Annotated in this window: 18 protein-coding genes and 1 riboswitch; of the genes, 9 read left to right on the top strand and 9 right to left on the bottom strand. The window is 70.1% G+C overall.

All coding sequences use genetic code 11. The features are described from left to right. Position 1: 1 nt before the first annotated feature. Positions 2 to 154, bottom strand: a riboswitch (FMN riboswitch). A 123-nt stretch (positions 155 to 277) separates the two neighbouring features. Together C7474_RS11880 and glpK are read left to right on the top strand one after the other, a co-directional pair. Beyond that, on the top strand, positions 278 to 1,972 hold the full coding sequence (locus C7474_RS11880) for a glycerol-3-phosphate dehydrogenase/oxidase (protein WP_121060264.1): 1,695 nt from the start codon (positions 278 to 280) through the stop codon (positions 1,970 to 1,972). A gap of 52 nt (positions 1,973 to 2,024) precedes the next feature. Continuing rightward, positions 2,025 to 3,560 carry a glycerol kinase GlpK gene (gene glpK / locus C7474_RS11875; RefSeq protein WP_121060263.1) on the top strand — a complete coding sequence of 512 codons (1,536 nt, stop codon included), beginning with the start codon at positions 2,025 to 2,027 and terminating at the stop codon, positions 3,558 to 3,560. Positions 3,561 to 3,657: 97 nt separating this feature from the next. Here glpK and C7474_RS11870 read toward each other — a convergent pair whose 3' ends face one another. From C7474_RS11870 to sdhC, 9 genes are all read right to left on the bottom strand, one after another. After that, a complete protein-coding gene (locus C7474_RS11870; RefSeq protein ID WP_121060262.1) occupies positions 3,658 to 4,521 on the bottom strand; it encodes an Fpg/Nei family DNA glycosylase in 864 nt (287 codons plus the stop codon). A 12-nt stretch (positions 4,522 to 4,533) separates the two neighbouring features. After that, positions 4,534 to 5,109, bottom strand: coding sequence for a GNAT family N-acetyltransferase (locus C7474_RS11865; RefSeq protein ID WP_121060261.1), 576 nt, complete (start codon positions 5,107 to 5,109; stop codon positions 4,534 to 4,536). Between the two features lie 186 nt (positions 5,110 to 5,295). Further along, positions 5,296 to 6,300: a tryptophan--tRNA ligase gene (gene trpS, locus C7474_RS11860; protein WP_121060260.1), complete on the bottom strand. Its 1,005-nt coding sequence runs from the start codon at positions 6,298 to 6,300 to the stop codon at positions 5,296 to 5,298. Between the two features lie 55 nt (positions 6,301 to 6,355). Beyond that, positions 6,356 to 7,189 carry an exodeoxyribonuclease III gene (locus C7474_RS11855; protein WP_121060259.1) on the bottom strand — a complete coding sequence of 278 codons (834 nt, stop codon included), beginning with the start codon at positions 7,187 to 7,189 and terminating at the stop codon, positions 6,356 to 6,358. 53 nt (positions 7,190 to 7,242) lie between these two features. Then, the gene (locus tag C7474_RS11850; RefSeq protein WP_199692442.1) at positions 7,243 to 8,463 is read right to left on the bottom strand and encodes a YihY/virulence factor BrkB family protein; all 1,221 of its coding nucleotides are present in this window, start codon (positions 8,461 to 8,463) and stop codon (positions 7,243 to 7,245) included. A 46-nt stretch (positions 8,464 to 8,509) separates the two neighbouring features. After that, positions 8,510 to 9,280 (bottom strand): succinate dehydrogenase iron-sulfur subunit, encoded by a 771-nt coding sequence (locus C7474_RS11845; RefSeq protein ID WP_121060258.1) that lies wholly within the window; start codon positions 9,278 to 9,280, stop codon positions 8,510 to 8,512. After that, positions 9,280 to 11,103, bottom strand: a complete 1,824-nt coding sequence (gene sdhA, locus C7474_RS11840; protein ID WP_121060257.1) for a succinate dehydrogenase flavoprotein subunit — start codon at positions 11,101 to 11,103, stop codon at positions 9,280 to 9,282. The genes C7474_RS11845 and sdhA overlap by 1 nt, the downstream gene beginning before the upstream one ends. 67 nt (positions 11,104 to 11,170) lie before the next feature. Next, positions 11,171 to 11,626, bottom strand: a complete 456-nt coding sequence (locus tag C7474_RS11835; protein ID WP_121060256.1) for a succinate dehydrogenase hydrophobic membrane anchor subunit — start codon at positions 11,624 to 11,626, stop codon at positions 11,171 to 11,173. Continuing rightward, complete coding sequence (gene sdhC / locus C7474_RS11830) at positions 11,626 to 12,060, bottom strand: succinate dehydrogenase, cytochrome b556 subunit (RefSeq protein WP_121060254.1); 435 nt, start codon at positions 12,058 to 12,060, stop codon at positions 11,626 to 11,628. Before sdhC ends, C7474_RS11835 begins: the two co-directional genes overlap by 1 nt. Positions 12,061 to 12,294: 234 nt before the next feature. On the opposite strand from sdhC, the gene C7474_RS11825 reads away from it, so the two are divergent. The 7 genes from C7474_RS11825 (at position 12,295) to C7474_RS11795 (ending at position 20,617) form a co-directional block, all read left to right on the top strand. Next, positions 12,295 to 13,410, top strand: coding sequence for a mannose-1-phosphate guanylyltransferase (locus tag C7474_RS11825; protein ID WP_121060253.1), 1,116 nt, complete (start codon positions 12,295 to 12,297; stop codon positions 13,408 to 13,410). A gap of 175 nt (positions 13,411 to 13,585) precedes the next feature. Next, a complete protein-coding gene (locus tag C7474_RS11820; protein ID WP_241965225.1) occupies positions 13,586 to 14,686 on the top strand; it encodes a BMP family lipoprotein in 1,101 nt (366 codons plus the stop codon). A gap of 96 nt (positions 14,687 to 14,782) precedes the next feature. Beyond that, positions 14,783 to 16,303 carry an ABC transporter ATP-binding protein gene (locus C7474_RS11815; RefSeq protein WP_121060251.1) on the top strand — a complete coding sequence of 507 codons (1,521 nt, stop codon included), beginning with the start codon at positions 14,783 to 14,785 and terminating at the stop codon, positions 16,301 to 16,303. Beyond that, on the top strand, positions 16,300 to 17,589 hold the full coding sequence (locus C7474_RS11810) for an ABC transporter permease (RefSeq protein ID WP_422385801.1): 1,290 nt from the start codon (positions 16,300 to 16,302) through the stop codon (positions 17,587 to 17,589). The genes C7474_RS11815 and C7474_RS11810 overlap by 4 nt, the downstream gene beginning before the upstream one ends. After that, entirely contained in the window at positions 17,586 to 18,869 is a 1,284-nt protein-coding gene (locus tag C7474_RS11805; protein WP_121060249.1) for an ABC transporter permease, read from the top strand. Before C7474_RS11810 ends, C7474_RS11805 begins: the two co-directional genes overlap by 4 nt. Before the next feature lie 42 nt (positions 18,870 to 18,911). After that, a complete protein-coding gene (locus tag C7474_RS11800) occupies positions 18,912 to 19,313 on the top strand; it encodes a cytidine deaminase (protein WP_121060247.1) in 402 nt (133 codons plus the stop codon). Beyond that, a complete protein-coding gene (locus C7474_RS11795) occupies positions 19,310 to 20,617 on the top strand; it encodes a thymidine phosphorylase (RefSeq protein ID WP_121060245.1) in 1,308 nt (435 codons plus the stop codon). Before C7474_RS11800 ends, C7474_RS11795 begins: the two co-directional genes overlap by 4 nt. Positions 20,618 to 20,633: the final 16 nt, after the last annotated feature.

The following is a 20,633-nucleotide window of genomic DNA, read 5'->3' as shown; positions in this document are numbered from 1 at the left end:
GCTCGTGCTTCCTCCCATCCGGACTAGCGACCCGCTTCCGCAGAAGCGTCTCGCATCACCGTCGGTCCCGGAATTCCACCGGATCGGCCCCTCACAGGAGGGGTTCGCGGACTGTCACCGCCGGTTCGGATTCCCACCGACCCCGGAGCACGTTGTGCTCACGAGTGTACTCAACGTGGCCGTGGGCGATTCATTCCTGTCGATCGACTGTGACGCCCGGTGTCGCGGCGCCCGCCCCCCACCGCGCGCCGTAGCCTTGAGGCGGGAGGTGCCAGGCATGCAGACACCGAACCGGGGACTGCGCGACCGGCCGTACGCCGACGTGCTCATCATCGGCGGGGGGATCAACGGGCTCGCGACGTTCCGCGATCTCGCCCTGCAGGGGGTGGACGTCGCCCTCGTCGAGCGCGGCGACATCGTCGGTGGGGCGTCGGCGGCATCCAGCCACATGATCCACGGCGGGATCCGCTATCTCGAGAACGGCGAGTTCCGGCTCGTGCACGAGGCGGTGACCGAGCGCAACGGGCTGTTGAAGATCGCGCCCCATTACGTGCGCCCGTTGCAGACGACCATCCCGATCTTCTCGACGTTCGCCGGTGTGCTGTCGGCGCCGCTGCGGTTCCTGCGGCACGGTGCGGGGCCGCGTCGCGGCCGCGGCGCCGTGCTCGTCAAGGTGGGGCTCGTCATCTACGACTCCTTCTCGCGGGGCGGCGGGCTGCTCGGCCACGGCGTCGTGCCGCGTCACGCTTTCCACGGCCGGCGTCGGTCGCTGCGGATGCTGCCCGAGCTCAACCCCGGCATCCGCTACACCGCGACCTATTGGGACGCATCCCTGCACGACCCGGAGCGGTTGGCCGTCGACGTGCTCCGCGACGCGCTCGCCGCCGGCGGCGAGCGGGCGCGCGCCGCGACGTACACGGCGGCGGTCGGTACGGATGACGGATCCGTGGTGTTGCGCGGCGAAGACGGCGAGGAGTTCGCGTTCGCGGCATCCGTCGTGGTGAACGCCTCGGGCCCGTGGACCGACCTCACCAACGCCGCCCTCGGCGACCCGACCCGCTACATGGGCGGGACGAAGGGGTCGCACATCGTGCTCGACCACCCGGAGCTGCTGGCGGCGACCGGCGGCCGCGAGCTGTTCTTCGAGCACTCCGACGGTCGCATCGTGCTGATCTATCCGCTGAAGGGCCGGGTGCTCGTGGGCACCACCGACCTCGAGCACGACATCGACGAGCCCATCGTGTGCACCGAGGCGGAGGTCGACTACTTCATCGACCTCGTCTCGCACGTGCTGCCCAGCATCCTCGTCACACGCGAGCAGATCGTGCACCGCTTCGCCGGTGTGCGGCCCCTGCCCGGACACGGCGACCTCGCGCCCGGCTTCGTCTCACGCGACTACCGCATCGAGCAGGCGCCGCTGCGAGGGGGCAGCGCCCACGTGCTGAGCCTCGTCGGCGGCAAGTGGACGACCTTCCGCGCCTCGGCGGCGCACCTCGCCGACCGGGCGCTGGCCCTGCTCGCCCGCCCGCGTCGCGTGAGCACGAAGGGGCTGCCGATCGGCGGCGGCGCCGGCTACCCGACGACGGATGCGGCGCGCGCCGCGTGGGTCCGCGCGCATGCGTCCGCCGTCGGCGCCGAACGCGCCGAGGTGCTGCTCGACCGGTACGGCACGATCGCGGCGGAGGTCATCGCCGCGCTCACAGGCGACGACGCCCCGCTGCGGACGCTGCCGTCGTACAGCACCGACGAGCTGCGGCATCTCGCGCGCACCGAGCGCGTTGTGCACCTCGACGACCTGCTGCTGCGCCGCACCGCCATCGCGTTCGTGGGCGCCGCGACCGAGGCCGTGGCCGCCGAGGTGGCCGCCGTCATCGCGCCGGTGCTCGGCTGGGACGACGACACGCAGCGCGCCGAGGTCGCACGGGGGCTCGCGGGTGTCCGCGCCGCCGAGCCGGCCACCACCGCGCGATAGCGTGGATCCCCGGGGCGTCCGTCCCATCCCGACGACTCGGTGAGGAGCCGCTGTGGCCGACTATGTGATCGCGCTCGATCAGGGCACCACCTCCACGCGGGCGATGCTCTTCGACCGCTCCGGCGTCCCCGGGCGCACCGCGCAGCTCGAGCACGCGCAGATCTTCCCGCGGGCGGGGCGGGTCGAGCACGACGCCGCGGAGATCTGGGCCCACACCGCGCGCGTGCTCGAGGAGGTCGTGCAGGATGCCGGCCTCGCCGCATCCGACATCGCCGCCGTCGGTGTCACCAACCAGCGCGAAACGGCGATCGTCTGGGACCGGCGCACCGGCGAGCCCGTGCACAACGCACTCGTCTGGCAGGACACCCGCACGCAGCCGCGGATCGACCGCCTGATCCGGGCGCGCGGCGTCTCCGCGTTCGTCGAGACCACCGGGCTGCCGCTGGCGACCTACTTCTCGGCCTCGAAGATCGCGTGGATCCTCGACCACGTCGACGGCGCGCGGGAGGCGGCCGCCCGCGGCGATCTGCTCTTCGGCACGCCCGACACGTGGGTCGTGTGGAACCTGACGGGGGGCCCGGACGGCGGCCTCCACGTCACCGACGTGACCAACGCGAGCCGCACCCTGCTCATGGACCTGCGCACCCTCGACTGGGCCGAGGAGCTGCTCGAGGTGTGGGACATCCCTCGGGCGATGCTCCCCGAAATCCGCTCGTCGATCGGCGACTTCGGGCAGGTGCGCACCCCGTCGGTGCTGGCCGGGGTGCCGATCGCCGGCATCCTCGGCGACCAGCAGGCCGCCACCTTCGGGCAGACGGCGTTCGAGGCGGGGGAGTCGAAGAACACCTACGGCACCGGCAACTTCCTCCTCGTCGGCACCGGCACCGAGATCGTCCGCTCGCGGGCGGGGCTGATCACCACCGTCGCCTACCGCCGGGGCGACGAGCCGGCGCGCTACGCATTGGAGGGGTCGATCGCCGTCACCGGATCCCTCGTGCAGTGGCTGCGCGACAACCTCGGCATCATCTCCAGGTCGGAAGAGGTCGAGACCCTCGCGGCGAGCGTCGACGACAACGGCGGCGCCTACTTCGTGCCGGCCTTCTCGGGACTGTTCGCGCCGTACTGGCGCCCTGACGCGCGGGGCACGCTCGTGGGGCTCACCCGCTACGTCACGAAGGCGCACATCGCGAAGGCGGCGCTGGAGGCGACGGCCTTCCAGACCCGCGACGTCATCGAGGCCGTCGTCGCCGACGCGGGGCGCACGCTCGACGAGCTGCGCGTCGACGGCGGGATGACACGCAACGACGCCCTGCTGCAGTTCCAGGCCGACATCCTCGGCATCCCCGTCGTCCGCCCCGCCGTGGTCGAGACGACGGCGCTCGGCGCAGCATACGCGGCGGGTCTGTCGGTCGGATTCTGGAAGGACCTCGACGAACTGCGGGGTCAGTGGCGTGAGGACGCCCGCTTCGAACCGCAGATGGCGCAGGACGAGCGGGCCCGTCGCTACCGGCTGTGGAAAAAGGCCGTCTCGAAGTCGATCGACTGGCTCGACGACGACGCCCGCATCCTCATGGGCACGACCGACTGACCTGCCCCGCGACTTCGCCGGTTCCCGCGCGACTTCGCCGGTTCCGCCGCGACGTCGCCGGCGAACTCGACGCGGAACCGGCGAACTCGAGGGAGGGCTACTTCAGCAGGCGCGACAGCCGACGGTCGGCGAGGATCCTCCCGCCGGTCTGACACGTCGGGCAGTACTCGAGGGAGTTGTCCGCGAAGAAGACGCTGCGCACCTCGTCGCCGCAGACCGGGCACGCCTGGCCGCGTCGACCGTGCACGGCCATGCCCCGCCGCTTCGCGTCCTTGAGTTCGGCCGGAGGCTTGCCGGATGCCGTGGCGACGGCATCCGCGAGGGTGTCGCGCATCGCGGCGTACAGCCGGTCGATCTCGGCGTCGTCGAGCGTGGCCGCGAGGGCGTACGGCGACATCCGCGCGGCGTGGAGGATCTCGTCGGAGTAGGCGTTGCCGATCCCGGCGACGACCGACTGGTCGCGCAGCACTCCTTTGATCTGCGTGCGGCGCCCCGCGAGCAGACCCGCGAGGGTGTCGCGGGTGAAGGAGGCCTCGAGCGGGTCGGGGCCGAGCCGTGCGATCCCGGGCACGTCGGCGGGGGAGCGGACGACGTAGATCGCGAGGGACTTCTTCGTGCCCGCCTCGGTGAGGTCGAACCCGCTGCCGTCGGCGAAGGCGACCCGCAGCGCGATGGGCGTCTTCCCCGGCTTGATGAGGGTCGCGGGGAGGGTGTCGGTGAAGCGCAGCCAGCCGGCCTTCGCCAGGTGGAAGACGAGGTGGATCCCGGCATCCGTCGAAAGGTCGACGAACTTGCCGTGACGCGAGGCGCCGGTGACCGTCGTGCCCTTCAGGGCGTCGATCGGCGGGTCGTAGGTCTTCAGCGCGGCGATGCCGGCGAGCATCATCCGGCTGATCTGCACGCCGCGCAGCCGCTCGTCGAGGAACGCGACGAGGCCCTGCACCTCCGGCATCTCGGGCATGCCGCCATCCTGTCAGACGTCGCCGAGCACCGGCCAGGCCTGCGGGGTGCGCTCGTCGGTGCGCAGCAGCCCCGCGACCCAGCCGTCGGCGCGCACGCCGGCACCGTTGACGAGCGCCTCACGCATCGTGCCCTCGTAGCGGAATCCGAGCCGGCGGGCCGCGCGCGCCGACGCCTCGTTGCCGGCCACCGCACGCCAGTCCAGGCGCACGAGGTCGAACCCGTCGGGCGAGAATCCGAAGTCGATGATCGGCCGGCACGCCTCGGTGAGGAATCCGCCGCGGCGGAACCCGGGCGCCATCCAGTAGCCGAGCTCGGCGGAGCCGGAGCCCGTGCCCATGCGGTGCAGGCCGACCATGCCGCCGAGCCGTCCGTCGACGCGCACCGCCCAGGTGGCCTCGCTCCCCGACTCCCACCATCCGCGGGTCTTCTCGACGAACCCCTCCGCGTGCGCGCGCTCGTAGGGCGACGGCACCGTGGTGTAGCGCTGGATGAGCGGATCCTGGCAGGCCTCGAAGATCGCGTCGACGTCGTCGTCCGCCGGCGGCGACAGCACGAGCCGCGCGGTGCGCAGCGTGACCGGTTCCATGCCGCGACACTACCCGCCCCGGCCGGTGCGGCACATGTCACACGGACGGCCGGTGCGAGGCGTCGTGACCGGCACTTCCTGTGACACGCGGATGCTGCATGTCACACGAACGGCCGCTGCGAGCGGCCGTGACCGGCACCTCGTGTGACACGCCGCGCCCAGGGCACCGCCCCGGCCCGCGGCAGCTCACACGCGGCGGAGGAGGCCCACCTTGTCGTAGACCGAGGCGAGGGTCGCGTCGGCGACCTCGTCGGCGCGGGCGGCGTTGGCGGCCAGCACGCGGTCGAGCTCGGCGGGGTCGGCGAGCAGCTCGAGGGCGCGCTCGCGCACCGGGCCGAACTCGTTCACGACGACCTCGGCCAGGCCCTTCTTGAAGTCTCCGTAGCCGCGGCCGGCGTACTCGTCCTCGATCGACGGGATCTGCCGTCCGGTGAGGGCCGCGTAGATCACGAGCAGGTTCGAGACGCCCGGCTTGTTCTCGCGGTCGTAGCGCACGGAGCCCTCGGAGTCGGTGACGGCGCGCATGACCTTCTTCGCCGACTTGGCCGGGTCGTCCAGCAGCCACAGCACGCCGGCATCCGACTCCGCCGACTTCGACATCTTCGCCGTCGGCACCTGCAGGTCGTAGATGCGGGCGGTCTCCTGCTGGATCACCGGCATCGGCACGCGGAACGTCTGGCCGTAGCGGCTGTTGAACCGCTCCGCGAGGTCGCGGGTCAGCTCGACGTGCTGCTTCTGGTCGTCTCCGACGGGCACGATGTCGGTCTGGTACAGCAGGATGTCGGCGGCCATCAGCACGGGGTAGGTGAACAGTCCCACCGACGTCGCGTCGCTGCCGTACCGCTGCGACTTGTCCTTGAACTGTGTCATGCGCCCGGCCTCGCCGAAGCCGGTGATCGTGGAGAGGATCCAGGCGAGCTCGGCGTGGGCGCGCACGTGCGACTGCACGTAGAGGGTCGAGCGCGCCGGCTCGATGCCGGCCGCGATGTACTGCGCGGCGGTGCGGCGGGTCTTCTCGCGCAGCTCGGCCGGGTCGTTCGGCTGCGTGAGGGCGTGCAGGTCGACGACGGAGAAGAACGCGTCGTACGCCTCCTGCAGGTCGCGCCACTGCATGAGCGCACCGATGTAGTTGCCGATCTGGAGGGAGTCGGCGGACGGCTGCATACCGGAGTACAGGCGGGGTTTGCTCACCCGACAATCCTACGAGCGGATGCCGCGGCCCCGAGCCGCGGCTGCAGGCCCCGCGTCAGAACGTGTAGTCGGCGACGACGGGGGCGTGGTCGCTCCAGCGCGTGTCCCACGACGGCGCGCGCACGATGCGGTAGTCCGCGACCCGCGCCGCGAGGGCCGGGGTGGCGAGGTGGTAGTCGATGCGCCAGCCGGTGTCGGTGTCGAAGGCTTTGCCGCGGTTCGACCACCACGAGTACGGGCCGTCGACCTCGCCCGCCCACGTGCGGCCCACATCGACCCATCCCAGGCCCGTGCCCGATCCGCCGTCGACCGTCGTGACCGTCTCGCCGGCGGCGCCCAGGAACCGGTCGAAGTACGCGCGCTCACGGGGGAGGAACCCGGCCTTCTTGAGGTTCCCCTTCCAGTTGCGGATGTCGAACTCCCGGTGTCCGACGTTCAGGTCGCCCGTGATGAGGGCGAGGTCGCCGAGCTGCGGCATCCGCGCCTCCATGGCGTCGAGGAACGCGTACTTGGCGACCTGCTTCTCGGTGCCGTCCTCACCGGTGAACACGTACGCGCTCACGACGGTGAGGGTCTCGTCGCCGACACGCACGTCGGCCTCGATCCAGCGGCCCTTCGAATCGAGCGTCTCGTCGCCGAGGTCGATGCGCCAGATCTCCAGGGGCTCGCGGGCGGCGATCGCGACCCCCGCGCGTCCCTTGGCGAGCGCCTCGTCGCCGACGACGTGCCAGCCGGGGAGCGCGGCGGCGAGGTCGGCCGCCTCGGCGCGCACCTCCTGCAGGGTCAGGATGTCGACATCCGCCGTCTCGAGCCAGGCGCCCATGCCCTTGCGGGCGGCGGCGCGGATGCCGTTGACGTTGACGGAGGCGATGCGAAGGTTCCGGGGCACCGTGACAGCCTAGCCAGCGCCCCCGACACGGACTCGCGCCGGCGCACGCGCCGTCAGTCCGGCAGCAGCCCGTGCGGCTTCGGGGGTGGGGGAGCACTCGCGCGCACCTGGGCGAGCTCCTCCTCCGCGTCGTGCAGCGCCCGCGCGGTGGGCCACCGGCGGAACCACGGCGCGGTGTCGTGCGCCTCGCGGGCCGTGCGCAGGCGCACGCGCGCGGCCAGCAGCAGCGCCTCATGTTCGGCGCGCAGCCGCTCGGCCTCGGTCGGCACCCGCAGCGGGATGTCGGCATCCGCGGCCGCCACCGCGATCCACGACGCCGCGACGAGGATGACGATGCCCACCAGCCGGAACCACACGAGGAACCCGATGAACACCGAGAACGTCGCCAGCAGCGGGTTCGAGGGAGTGTAGATCAGGAGCAGGCCCGCGCCGAGCTGCAGGATCGAGATGGCCCCGCCACCGAGGAGGGAGCCCGGCCACACCCGGCGCCAGGGGACCCGGGCGCCGGTGAGGAACTGGAACAGCGCTGCCAGCGCGGCCGCGTTGATGGCGAAGCCGACGGCGAACGAGAGCAGCTGCAGGCCGGCGTGCGTCCAGAACGAGTTCCCGGGCAGGCCGAGCACCTCGAGCACGGCGCGCACCGCGCCGCTCGCGATGGCACCGAGCACGACGCCGAGGATGAGTGAGATGCCGAACACCGCGGCGGCGAGGAAATCGCGCGCCTTGAGGAAGAAGTAGTTGCGGCGGTCGAAGGGCAGCCTGAAGATGTCGCGGACCGCGCGGCGTGTGAAGGTGACGAAACCGATCGCGGTCCAGATCGCGACGCCGAGCGCGATGGCACCGGTGATCGCCAGCACCCCGCTGCTGCCTTTCGCGACTTCGGCGACCGCTTCCGGGGTGACCAGGCCGTTCGCGCTGATGAGGTTGGGGATGTAGCTGTTGATGAGCCCGATGAGGCCGTCGATCGCGGCCTGGCTGCCGCCGAGCCACAGTCCGACGCCGGCGAAGGCGACGTAGATCACCGCGAACATCGCGAACAACGACTGGTAGCTGATGCTCGCCGCGAGGAGGAACCCGTTGCTCAGCAGGAAATGGCGCCACACCCGCACCGGGAACCACGCGAGGGTGCGGCGCGTCAGCTCGGTGGCGCGGCTGATGGGCGCGTCGAAACGCTCGCGCAGCTCGGCCTGGGTGGACTCCCACCGCTCGCGCAGGCTCTCCTCTTCGGCGCGCGCGACATCGGCCACGGCGCGCTTGGTGTGCGGAGAGGTCACGCCGTCAGCGTAGCGAGAACCGGCTCGACACCTGTGAAGCGGAGGATCAGCCGCGCAGGACGGCCTGCTTGACCTCGGCGATCGCCTTGGTCACCTCGATGCCGCGGGGGCACGCCTCGGTGCAGTTGAAGGTCGTGCGGCAGCGCCACACGCCCTCCTTGTCGTTGAGAATGTCGAGGCGTACGTCGCCCGCGTCGTCGCGCGAGTCGAAGATGAAGCGGTGCGCGTTGACGATCGCGGCGGGGCCGAAGTACTGGCCGTCGGTCCAGAATACGGGGCACGACGAGGTGCACGCGGCGCAGAGGATGCACTTGGTGGTGTCGTCGTAGATCGCGCGGTCCTTGATGGACTGCACGCGCTCCTTGCCGGGCTCCGGCTTCGAGTTCGCGATGAGGAAGGGCTGCACCTCGCGGTACGACGCGAAGAACGGCTCCATGTCGACGACGAGGTCCTTCTCCAGCGGGAGGCCCTTGATGGCCTCGACGTAGATCGGCTTCGAGATGTCGAGGTCCTTGATCAGCGTCTTGCACGCGAGACGGTTGCGGCCGTTGATGCGCATGGCGTCCGACCCGCAGATGCCGTGCGCGCACGAGCGGCGGAAGGTCAGCGAGCCGTCGACCTCCCACTTGATCTTGTGCAGGGCGTCGAGCACGCGGTCGGTGGAGTACAGCTCCACGTCGTAGTCGACCCAGCGGGGCTCGGCATCCACCTCGGGATCGAAGCGACGGATGATGAAGGTGACCAGGAACGACTGGATGCCGGTGTCGTTCGCGTCCGCCTCGGCGGACGAGGCGACGTCGGGGGCGACGAGCGTCATCAGTACTTCCTCTCCATCGGCGGGTAATTCAACTCGCCCTTCTCGTTCTTCGTGAACACGACGGGCTTCCAGCCGAGCTGGATGTGGTCTTCGGCGTTCGACGAAAGCGGGTCGCCGGTGAGGTAGGCCATCGTGTGCTGCATGTAGTTCTCGTCGTCGCGCGTCGGGAAGTCGTCGCGCATGTGACCGCCGCGGCTCTCCTTGCGGTTCTTCGCGGCGACGACGACGACCTCGGCGATGTCGAGCAGGAATCCGAGCTCGACGGCCTCGAGCAGATCGGTGTTGAACCGCTTGCCCTTGTCGTCGACGTGCACGTTCTTGTAGCGCTCGCGCAGCTCTTCGATGGTGACGAGCACCTCGCCGAGCGACTCGTCGGTGCGGAACACCTGGGCCTTGCGGTCCATCTCGTCCTGCAGCGTCTTGCGCAGCACCGCGATGCGCTCGCCGCCGGGGTTGTTCCGCAGCCCCTCGAGCATGTCGCGCACGTCCTTGGCGGGATCTTCGGGCAGCGGGACGAAGTCGGCGGTCTGCACGTACTCGACGGCGTTGCGGCCGGCGCGCTTGCCGAACACGTTGATGTCGAGCAGCGAGTTGGTGCCGAGGCGGTTCGAGCCGTGCACCGAGACGCATGCGCACTCGCCGGCGGCGTACAGGCCCGGCACGACGGTGTCGTTGTCCGAGAGGACCTCGGCCTTGACGTTGGTCGGGATGCCGCCCATCGCGTAGTGGGCGGTGGGCATCACCGGCACCGGCTCGACGACGGGGTCGACGCCGAGGTACGTGCGCGCGAACTCGGTGATGTCGGGGAGCTTGGTCTCGAGCACCTCGGCGCCCAGGTGCGTGCAGTCCAGCAGCACGTAGTCGCGGTGCGGGCCGGCGCCGCGGCCTTCCGCGACCTCCTGCACCATGCAGCGGCTCACGATGTCGCGCGGGGCGAGGTCCTTGATCGTCGGCGCGTACCGCTCCATGAACCGCTCGCCCGAGGCGTTGCGCAGGATCGCGCCCTCGCCGCGGGCGCCCTCCGTGAGCAGGATGCCGAGGCCGGCGAGTCCGGTCGGGTGGAACTGGAAGAACTCCATGTCCTCCAGCGGCAGCTTCTTGCGCCAGATGACGCCGACGCCGTCACCGGTGAGGGTGTGGGCGTTGGAGGTGGTCTTGAAGATCTTGCCGAAGCCGCCGGTCGCGAAGACGACGGCCTTCGACTGGAACACGTGCAGGTCGCCGGTGGCGAGCTCGTATGCGACGACACCCGCGACCTGGGTGTCCTTGCCCTCGCCGACGGTGACGAGGTCGAGCACGTAGAACTCGTTGAAGAAGTTGATGCCGAGCTTGACGCAGTTCTGGAACAGCGTCTGCAGGATCATGTGGCCGGTGCGGTCGGCGGCGTAGCAGGCGCGGCGCACGGGGGTCTTGCCGTGGTCGGCGGTGTGCCCGCCGAAGCGGCGCTGGTCGATCTTGCCGTCGGGCGTGCGGTTGAACGGCAGGCCCATGTTCTCGAGGTCGATGACGGCGTCGATCGCCTCCTTTGCGAGGATCTCCGCGGCATCCTGGTCGACGAGGTAGTCGCCGCCCTTGACGGTGTCGAAGGTGTGCCATTCCCACGAGTCCTCTTCGACATTGGCGAGCGCCGCGGCCATGCCGCCCTGTGCCGCACCGGTGTGCGAGCGCGTCGGGTAGAGCTTGGTGATCACGGCGGTCTTCGCGCCGGGGCCGGCCTCGATCGCCGCGCGCATGCCGGCGCCGCCGGCTCCCACGATGACGATGTCGAACTGGTGGTAGTGGACGCCGTCCTTCACGACGGTGTCTGCGGTCTGGGTGCTCACGTGTGGGATGCCTTCGTTTTTTCGCGTCGGATGCGTCGGGGTCTCGGGGAGTCGGTCGGCGGCGCGGTCACTGCGCCGCGCACACCTCGACCAGGACGCTGCCGTCGCTGAGGTTGGGGATGCAGGGATCGAAGGTGAACACGACCAGCGTGCCGAGCAGGATGAGCAGGGCGGCGGCCACCCAGATCGCCCAGACGAGCGCGGCGCGCACCTTCGGCCCGGTCACGTAGTCGTTGACGATCGTGCGCATGCCGTTGGCCCCGTGGATGAAGGCGAGCCACAGCATCAGCACGTCCCACCACTGCCAGAACGGCGAGGCGAACTTGCCGGCGACGAACGCGAAGTCGATCCCGTGGATGCCTTCGCCCAGCATCAGGTTGACGAAGAGGTGCCCGAAGATGAGCACGATCAGCAGCACGCCGGAGACGCGCATGTAGATCCAGCCCCACTTCTCGAGGTTCGGACCCTTCTTGCGGATGTCCGAGCGCGGCGAGCGGGGTGCGGCGAGGGTGTCGGTGGCCATCAGTGACCGCCTCCCATCGAGGAGAAGACGATCGGGAGGTGGCGGGCGGCGAAGCCTCCCACGGTCACCACCCAGAGCACGAGCACGGCCCACCACAGCTTGCGCTGGTTGCGCGTCGCCCACGGCCACAGGTCGACCGCGATGATGCGCAGGCCGTTGAACGCGTGGTAGACGATCGCGGCGACGAGCACCGTCTCGCCGAGACCCATGATCGGGTTCTTGTACGTGCTCATGACGGCGTCATACGCCTCGGGCGCGACGCGGATGAGCGCCGTGTCGAGCACGTGCACGAGCAGGAAGAAGAAGATGGCGACGCCGGTGATGCGGTGCAGTACCCACGACCACATGCCCTCGCGACCGCGGTACAGGGTTCCGCGCGGGGTCTTCGAGGTGGTCTGTGTGACCGACGGTGTGACACGTGCTGGTGCAGACACGGTCGTCCTCCCTTTGTGAAGTAGGACACCTCGAACGCGGCGATGTGGGCTGTCGATGCCCGCACGGGGAGATCCCCGGCGTCGCAGACGGGCGCTCGTCCATCTTATTCCCGGCCTGCGGGGGCGGCGACGAAGGCGACCCTAAGTTCTCTCGATGTCGAGATATCCGAAGGAAGCCCCGTTCTTACGGGGGTGATCCGGGCGGGCGGATGCCGCGCCGGTAGGCTCGTGGGCATGGCCGACGCGCTCCAGGACTTCTACGCCGTGATCCCCGCCGGAGGCGTCGGCAGCCGGCTGTGGCCGCTCTCGCGCGCCGACGCCCCGAAGTTCCTCCACGACCTCACCGGCTCGGGCCACTCGCTGCTGCGCGACACGTGGGAGCGCCTCGCGCCGCTGGCCGGCGAGGACCGCATCGCCGTCGTCACCGGGCGCGCGCACCGTGCCGCCGTCGAGGCCCAGCTGCCCGGCATCCCCGACCGCAACGTCTTCCTCGAGTCGGAGCCGCGCGACTCGGCCGCCGCCATCGGACTGGCCGCCGCGATCCTGCACCGTCGCGAGCCCGACGTCATCATCGGCTCGTTCGCCGCCGACCACGTGATCCGCGGTACGCGCGTGTTCGAGTTCGCCGTGCGCGACGCGGTCGCCGTGGCGCGCGAGGGCTACATCAGCACGATCGGCATCACCCCGTCCGAGCCGGCGATCGGATTCGGCTACATCCAGCGCGGCGGCGAGCTCATCGTCGACGGCGCCCGCGACGCGTCGCTCGTGGACCGCTTCGTCGAGAAGCCCGACCTCGAGACCGCGAAGGCCTACGTCGCCGACCGCTCCTACCTGTGGAACGCGGGCATGTTCATCTCCCGTGCCGACGTGCTGCTGGCCGAGATCGAGGCGAACAACCCCGCCCTGCATGCCGGACTCATGGAGCTCGCCGAGGCATGGGACGACCGCGACCGCCGTGGCCCCGTCGTCGACCGGGTATGGCCGACGCTGCCGAAGATCGCGATCGACTACGTCGTCGCCGAGCCCGCCGCCGAGAAGGGCAAGCTCGCCGTCGTCCCCGGCCATTTCGACTGGGACGACGTGGGCGACTTCGCGAGCCTCGCCAAGCTCAACTCCGGCGGGCGCAAGAACGACCTCGCGATCCTCGGCGAGAACGCCCGCATCCTCTCGGATGCCGCGAGCGGCATCGTGGTGAGCCACACCACCCGCGTCATCAGCCTCATCGGCGTGAAGGACATCGTCGTCGTCGACACCCCCGACGCGCTGCTGGTCACCACGAGCGAGAACGCGCAGCGGGTGAAGGGCGTCGTCGACGCGCTCAAGCTCACCGGTCGCGGCGACGTGCTCTGACCGGCGTCCGCCCGACCTCCCGCGGGGCTGCATGCCGCCCGCGTATCGGGATGATTGCGTCTTTGTAACCATTCCCGCCCACGGCCCCGATCCGGCCGCAAACGGCGCGTCACAGTAGGTAACTTCATGGGAAAACCCCCGCGAAATCCGCGGGTCTTCTTCCGTGGAGGCAGAGTTGACCATTTCCACCCGAAAGCGCGTGCTCGGCAGCCTCGTCGCCGCCAGCATGTTCGTCGCCCTCGCCGGCTGCGCATCCGCACCCGAGAGCTCCCCGTCCGGTTCGGCCGGCGGCGAGGCCGTCAGCGACTTCAAGCCCTGCATGGTCTCCGACGCCGGTGGCTTCGAGGACAAGTCGTTCAACCAGCTGGGCGCCGAGGGCCTCGAGGCCGCGGCCGCGACGCTCGGTGTCGAGTCCAAGAAGGTCGAGTCCGGCTCGGAGTCGGACTACGCGCCGAACATCCAGAGCCTCGTCGACGAGGGCTGCAAGCTCGTCATCACCGTCGGCTTCCTCCTCGCCTCGGCCGCCGGTGAGGCCGCCGTCGCCAACCCCGACGTCGAGTTCGTCTCGATCGACGACATGGTCGACAACGACTTCGACGGCAAGACCGACGCAGAGAACATCAAGCCGATCATCTTCGACACCGCCCAGGCCGCGTTCCTCGCCGGCTACGCCGCGGCGTCGTACTCGACCGCCGGCAAGGTGGGCACCTTCGGCGGCATGAACATCCCGACCGTCACCATCTTCATGGACGGCTTCAAGCAGGGTGTGGAGTACTTCAACGAGCAGAAGGGTGCGAGCGTCCAGGTCGTGGGCTGGGACGGCACCGACGGTGTCTTCACCGGTGGCTTCGAGGCCAACCAGGACGCGATCAACGCCGCGCAGGGCATCGTCGACCAGGGTGTCGACGTGCTGCTGCCCGTCGGTGGCCCGATCTACCAGTCGGCCGCCTCGGTGATCCGCGACTCGGGTCGTGAGATCGCGATGATCGGTGTCGACGCCGACGTCTTCGAGACCGACCCGTCGATCGGCGACCTGCTGCTCACCTCGATCCGCAAGGGCATCGACGTGGGTGTCGAGGAGGCCGTCACGGCCGCCGGCGAGGGCAACTTCGACGCGGCGCCGTTCGTCGGCACGCTCGAGAACGAGGGCGTGGGCCTGGCCCCGTTCCACGACTTCGAGTCGAAGGTCTCCGCCGACCTGCAGGGTGAGCTCGACACGATCAAGGCCGGCATCATCGACGGCTCGATCGAGGTCACCTCGTACCTCTCGGAGTAACACTCCTCCCGCGCGGGGAGGCCGGTCCGCCGGCCTCCCCGCGCGCTTGTTTGTCCCGGGTGCGTGCAGCGCACCCCCTCAGTAGGATCGGGATCCATGAAGCTCGAACTCCGCGGCATCACCAAGCGGTTCGGCAGTCTCGTCGCGAACGACCACATCGATCTGGTCGTCGAGCCCGGCGAGATCCACTGCCTTCTCGGCGAGAACGGCGCCGGCAAGTCGACCCTGATGAACGTGCTCTACGGCCTGTACACCGCTGACGACGGCATCATCCTGCTCGACGACCACCCGCAGGACTTCCGCGGACCCGGCGACGCGATGCGTGCCGGTATCGGCATGGTCCACCAGCACTTCATGCTCGTGCCGGTGTTCACCGTCGCCGAGAACGTCATGCTGGGGCACGAGCCGACCAAGGGCGGCGGGATGCTCGACCTCAAGACCGCGCGCGAGCGCGTCCGCGAGATCTCGGCGCGCTTCGGGTTCGACGTCGACCCCGACGCGATCGTCGAGGATCTGCCGGTCGGCGTGCAGCAGCGTGTGGAGATCATCAAGGCCCTCTCGCGCGACGCGCGGGTGCTCGTCTTCGACGAGCCGACCGCCGTGCTGACCCCGCAGGAGACCGACGAGCTCATGGCGATCATGCGCCAGCTCAAGGAGTCGGGCTCGTCCATCGTCTTCATCACCCACAAGCTGCGCGAGGTGCGCGAAGTCGCCGACCGCATCACCGTCATCCGGCTCGGCAAGGTCGTCGGCGAGGCGAGCCCCACCGCGTCCAACGCCGAACTCGCCTCCATGATGGTCGGCCGCGCCGTCGAGCTCACCGTGCACAAGGACGCGCCCAAGCTCGGTGACGAGGACCTCGTCGTCGAGAACCTCTCCGTCATCGACCCGCTCGGCCAGATCGTCGTCAACGACGTCAGCTTCAGCGTGCGCGGCGGCGAAGTGCTCGCGATCGCCGGCGTGCAGGGCAACGGGCAGACCGAGCTCACCGAGGCCCTCATCGGCATGCAGCCGCAGGTGCGCGGCTCCATCACGCTCGGCGGCGAGCAGCTCGTCGGGCGCAGCATCCGCCGCATCCTCGACGAGGGTGTCGGATTCGTGCCCGAGGACCGCAAGGTCGACGGCCTCGTCGGCGAGTTCTCGATCGCCGAGAACCTCATGCTCGACCGCGCCAACGGCGCGCCGTTCGTCAAGGGCGGCACCGTGCAGCGGCGCCAGCTCGACGAGTTCGCCCGCGAGAAGTTCGCGGAGTTCGACGTGCGCGCACCCGGCATCGACACGCCCGTGGGGCGGCTCTCCGGCGGCAACCAGCAGAAGGTGGTCCTCGCCCGGGAGCTCAGCCGCGACCTCGCGCTGTTCGTCGCCGCCCAGCCCACCCGCGGCGTCGACGTCGGCTCGATCGAATTCATCCACAAGCGCATCGTCGAGACGCGCGACTCCGGCATCCCGGTGATCGTCGTCTCGACCGAACTGGACGAGGTCTCCGCGCTCGCCGACCGGATCATGGTCATGTACCGCGGCCGGATCGTCGGGATCGTGCCCGGGGACACCCCCAGAGACGTGCTGGGCCTCATGATGGCGGGGGAGCACCCCGACGGGGAAGGGGTGGCCGCGTGAGCTCGCCGACCATCAACACCGGGGGCGACAAGATCACCGAGGTGGCGCCGCCCTCGAAATGGCACGACACGTTCGTGCGTATCACGCAGGGCAACTGGCTGATCTCGGTGCTCGCCGTCGTGCTCGCCCTCATCGTCGGCGGCATCATGATCGCCGCCACCGACGAGCGCGTGCAGTCCGCATCCGTCTACTTCTTCGCCCGCCCCGGCGACACGTTCGCCGCGATCTGGCAGTCCGTCAGCGGTGCCTACACGGCGCTGTTCCGCGGCTCGATCTACAACTTCAACGCGCCCGACTTCGCGCGCGGCATCCGCCCGTTCACCGAGACGCTCACCTTCGCGACCCCGCTGATCGCCGCCGGCCTCGGCGTCGCGCTCGCGTTCCGCATCGGCATGTTCAACATCGGCGGCCGCGGCCAGATGCTCATGGCCTCGGCCGGCGCCGGCTGGATCGCCTTCGGATTCGACCTGCCGTTCGGCCTGCACATGCTGCTCGCCGTCGTCGTCGGCATGCTGTGCGGCGCCGTGTGGGGCGGGATCGCGGGTCTGCTCAAGGCCCGCACCGGCGCCCACGAGGTGATCGTCACGATCATGCTGAACTACGTCGCGTTCTACCTGATCTCGTGGATGCTGCGCACCCCGGGTCTGCTGCAGGCCCCCGGGTCGAGCAACCCCAAGTCGCCCGCGATGAAGGAGACCGCGATCTTCCCGGGCCTGCTCGGACCGGGCTACAACCTGCACTTCGGCTTCATCCTGGTCATCATCGCGACGGTCGTCGTGTGGTGGCTGCTGACGCGCTCGAGCCTCGGGTTCAAGTTCCGCGCCGTCGGCGAGAACCCGAACGCGGCGCGCGTGGCCGGCATCGACGTCAAGAACATGTACGTGTACGGCATGCTCATCGCCGGCGCGCTCGCGGGCCTCGCGGGCGTCAACCAGGTGCTCGGCACGATCACCACCGGCTTCACCGCCGGCATCGACGCCGGCATCGGCTTCGACGCGATCACCGTCGCGCTGCTGGGACGCTCGACCCCCTGGGGCACGTTCGCCGCCGGCATCCTGTTCGGCGCGTTCAAGGCCGGCGGATTCGCGATGCAGGCCGGCGAGCAGATCCCGATCGAGATCGTCACCGTCGTGCAGTCGCTCATCGTGCTGTTCATCGCGGCCCCGCCGCTCGTGCGCACGATCTTCTTCCTGCCGTCCCCCGAGCGTGACAAGCGCCGGCGCGAGAAGGCGCGGGCCAAGGAGCTGAAAGCCGAAGTGAAGGCAGACGAGGAGGTGACGGCATGAGCGCCACCGTGCAGACGTCGACGGATGCCGTCCTCCCCGAGACGACGATCATCCGCAGCTGGAAGACGCCGATCGCGCTGCTGATCTTCACGGCGCTGTTCGCGATCCTGCTGCTCGCCGCGCCCCGCCCGGGTGGCGAGACGACCTTCCGCCTCGCGACCGGCACCGACCTGTTCCAGGTCGCCGACCTCGTCGCCCCGGTCACGGCGACCGCGTGGACGTGCCTCGTGCTCTCGCTCGTGCTCGCGGGCGTTTCCGCCTACTTCGTGCGCACGTTCGGGCGCTCGCCGCTGTGGGTCGTGATCGTCTACATCGTCGTGCTCGTCGTCGGCTTCCTCACGTGGGCCGCCGCCGGGGGCACGGTCCCCGTCGCGGGTCTGCTGGCGGGCTCCCTCGGCCTGGCCGTGCCGCTCATCTACGGCGCCCTCGCCGGCGTCATCGGCGAGCGGGCCGGTGTCGTCAACATCGCGATCGAGGGGCAGCTGCTCGCCGGTGCGTTCACGGCGGCGCTCGTGGCATCGATCACCGGTGCCCCGATCGCGGGTCTGATCGCGGCGGCCGTCGCCGGCATGCTCGTCGCGGCGGTGCTCGCGGCGTTCTCGATCAAGTACCTCGTCGACCAGGTCATCGTCGGTGTCGTGCTCAACGTGCTCGTCGCCGGTCTCACCAGCTTCCTGTTCTCGCAGGTGCTGCAGCCCAACAAGGCCACACTGAACACGCCGCCGCGCTTCGACCGCATCCCGATCCCGCTGCTGAGCGACATCCCCGTGATCGGGCCGGTGTTCTTCCGCCAGACGCTCATCGTGTACCTCATGTACATCGCGGTCGTCCTGGTGTGGATCGGCATGTTCAAGACCCGCTGGGGTCTGCGCCTGCGCGCCGTCGGCGAGCACCCGCAGGCCGCCGACACCGTCGGCATCAAGGTCAACGCGACCCGGTTCTGGAACGTGCTGCTCGCCGGCGCCCTCGCTGGCATCGGCGGCACCGTGTTCACGATCGGCAACGGCATCGCCTTCAACAAGGAGATGACCGCCGGCGCCGGCTTCATCGCCCTCGCCGCGGTGATCTTCGGACAATGGGACCCGATCAAGGCGACCCTCGCGGCACTGCTGTTCGGCTTCGCGTCGAACCTTCAGAACACCCTGAGCGTCATCGGCTCGCCGGTGCCGAGCGAGTTCATGCTCATGCTCCCGTACCTCGTCACGATCTTCGTCGTGGCCGGTGTCGTCGGGAAGTCGAGGGCCCCCGCCGCCGACGGCGTGCCCTACATCAAGGGCTGAGCGGCATCCGCCCGACGATCGAAGCCGAAGCGAAGGACTGACATGACCGATATCGACTGGGATGAGCTGCGCGCCGCCGCGGTCGACGCGATGGGCCGCGCCTACGCGCCGTACTCCCGCTACAAGGTGGGCGCCGCCGCGCTCGTGAGCGACGGACGCATCGTGTCGGGATGCAACGTCGAGAACGCGTCGTACGGCGTCGGACTGTGCGCCGAATGCGCCCTGGTCGGCGACCTGCACATGTCCGGCGGCGGTCAGCTCGTCGCGTTCGTGTGCGTCAACAGCGAGGGGCAGACGATCATGCCGTGCGGCCGTTGCCGCCAGCTGCTCAACGAGTTCGCCCTGCCCGGGATGCTGCTGGAGACCGTGTCCGGCATCCGCACGATCGACGAGGTGCTGCCCGACGCATTCGGTCCGCGCGATCTCGAGGACGTCGCCCGATGAGCGCCGACGGCACCGCGGGCGTCGAGCCGTTCGACGCCGTCCAGGTCATCAGCATCAAGCGCGACGGCGGCGCCGTGCCCGACGACGCGCTGCGCTGGATGGTCGACGCCTACACGCGCGGCTACGTCGCCGACGCGCAGATGTCCGCGTTCACGATGGCGGTGCTGCTCAACGGCATGACGCGCGACGAGATCCGCGTCATGACCGACGCGATGATCGCGTCGGGCGAGCGCATGAGCTTCGCCTCGCTCGGCAAGGCCACCGTCGACAAGCACTCGACCGGTGGCGTCGGCGACAAGATCACCCTGCCGCTGGCACCCCTCGTGGCCTCGTTCGGCGTCGCCGTGCCGCAGCTGTCGGGCCGCGGCCTCGGCCACACCGGCGGCACGCTCGACAAGCTCGAGTCGATCCCCGGCTGGCGGGCGGCGCTCAGCAACGACGAGATGTTCGCGCAGCTCGGCGGCGTCGGCGCCGTCATCTGCGCGGCGGGCTCGGGCCTCGCCCCGGCCGACAAGAAGCTGTACGCGCTGCGCGACGTCACCGGCACCGTCGAGGCGATCCCGCTGATCGCCTCGAGCATCATGTCGAAGAAGATCGCGGAGGGCACCGGTGCTCTCGTGCTCGACGTGAAGTTCGGGTCCGGCGCGTTCATGAAGGACGTCGACAAGGCGCGCGAGCTCGCCCGCACGATGGTCGCCCTCGGCACCGACTCGGGTGTGGCGACGACCGCGCTCCTGACCGACATGAACACGCCCCTCGGCCTCACGATCGGCAACGCCAACGAGGTGCGCGAGTCGGTCGAGGTGCTCGCCGGCGGAGGCCCCGCCGACGTCGTCGAACTCACCGTCGCCCTCGCCCGCGAGATGCTCACCCTCGCCGGGCACCCCGACGCCGACGTCGAGCAGGCGTTGCAGGACGGCCGCGCGATGGACGCCTGGCGCGAGATGATCCGCGCCCAGGACGGCGACCCGGATGCCGCGCTGCCCACGCCGCGCGAGACCCACACCGTCACGGCATCCGCCGACGGCGTCGTCACCCGCATGGAGGCCCTGCCGTTCGGCATCGCCGCGTGGCGCCTCGGCGCCGGGCGCGCCCGCGCGCAGGATCCCGTCATCCACGCCGCCGGCATCGACCTGCACGTCAAGCCCGGCGACACGGTGCGCGCCGGTCAGCCGCTGTTCACCCTTCTCGCCGACGATGAGTCGCGCTTCGCCCGTGGCCTCGACGCCCTCGAGGGCGCGTGGGAGGTCGGTGCGCAGGCACCGGCATCCGCCCCGCTCGTGCTCGAGCGCATCACCGCCTGACCCGAACCACCCCCGA

Origin of the sequence: Microbacterium telephonicum (assembly GCF_003651225.1) — a bacterium.
GTDB classification, from domain to species: Bacteria; Actinomycetota; Actinomycetes; order Actinomycetales; family Microbacteriaceae; genus Microbacterium; species Microbacterium telephonicum.
This window is presented reverse-complemented; position numbering and strand designations above follow the sequence as displayed.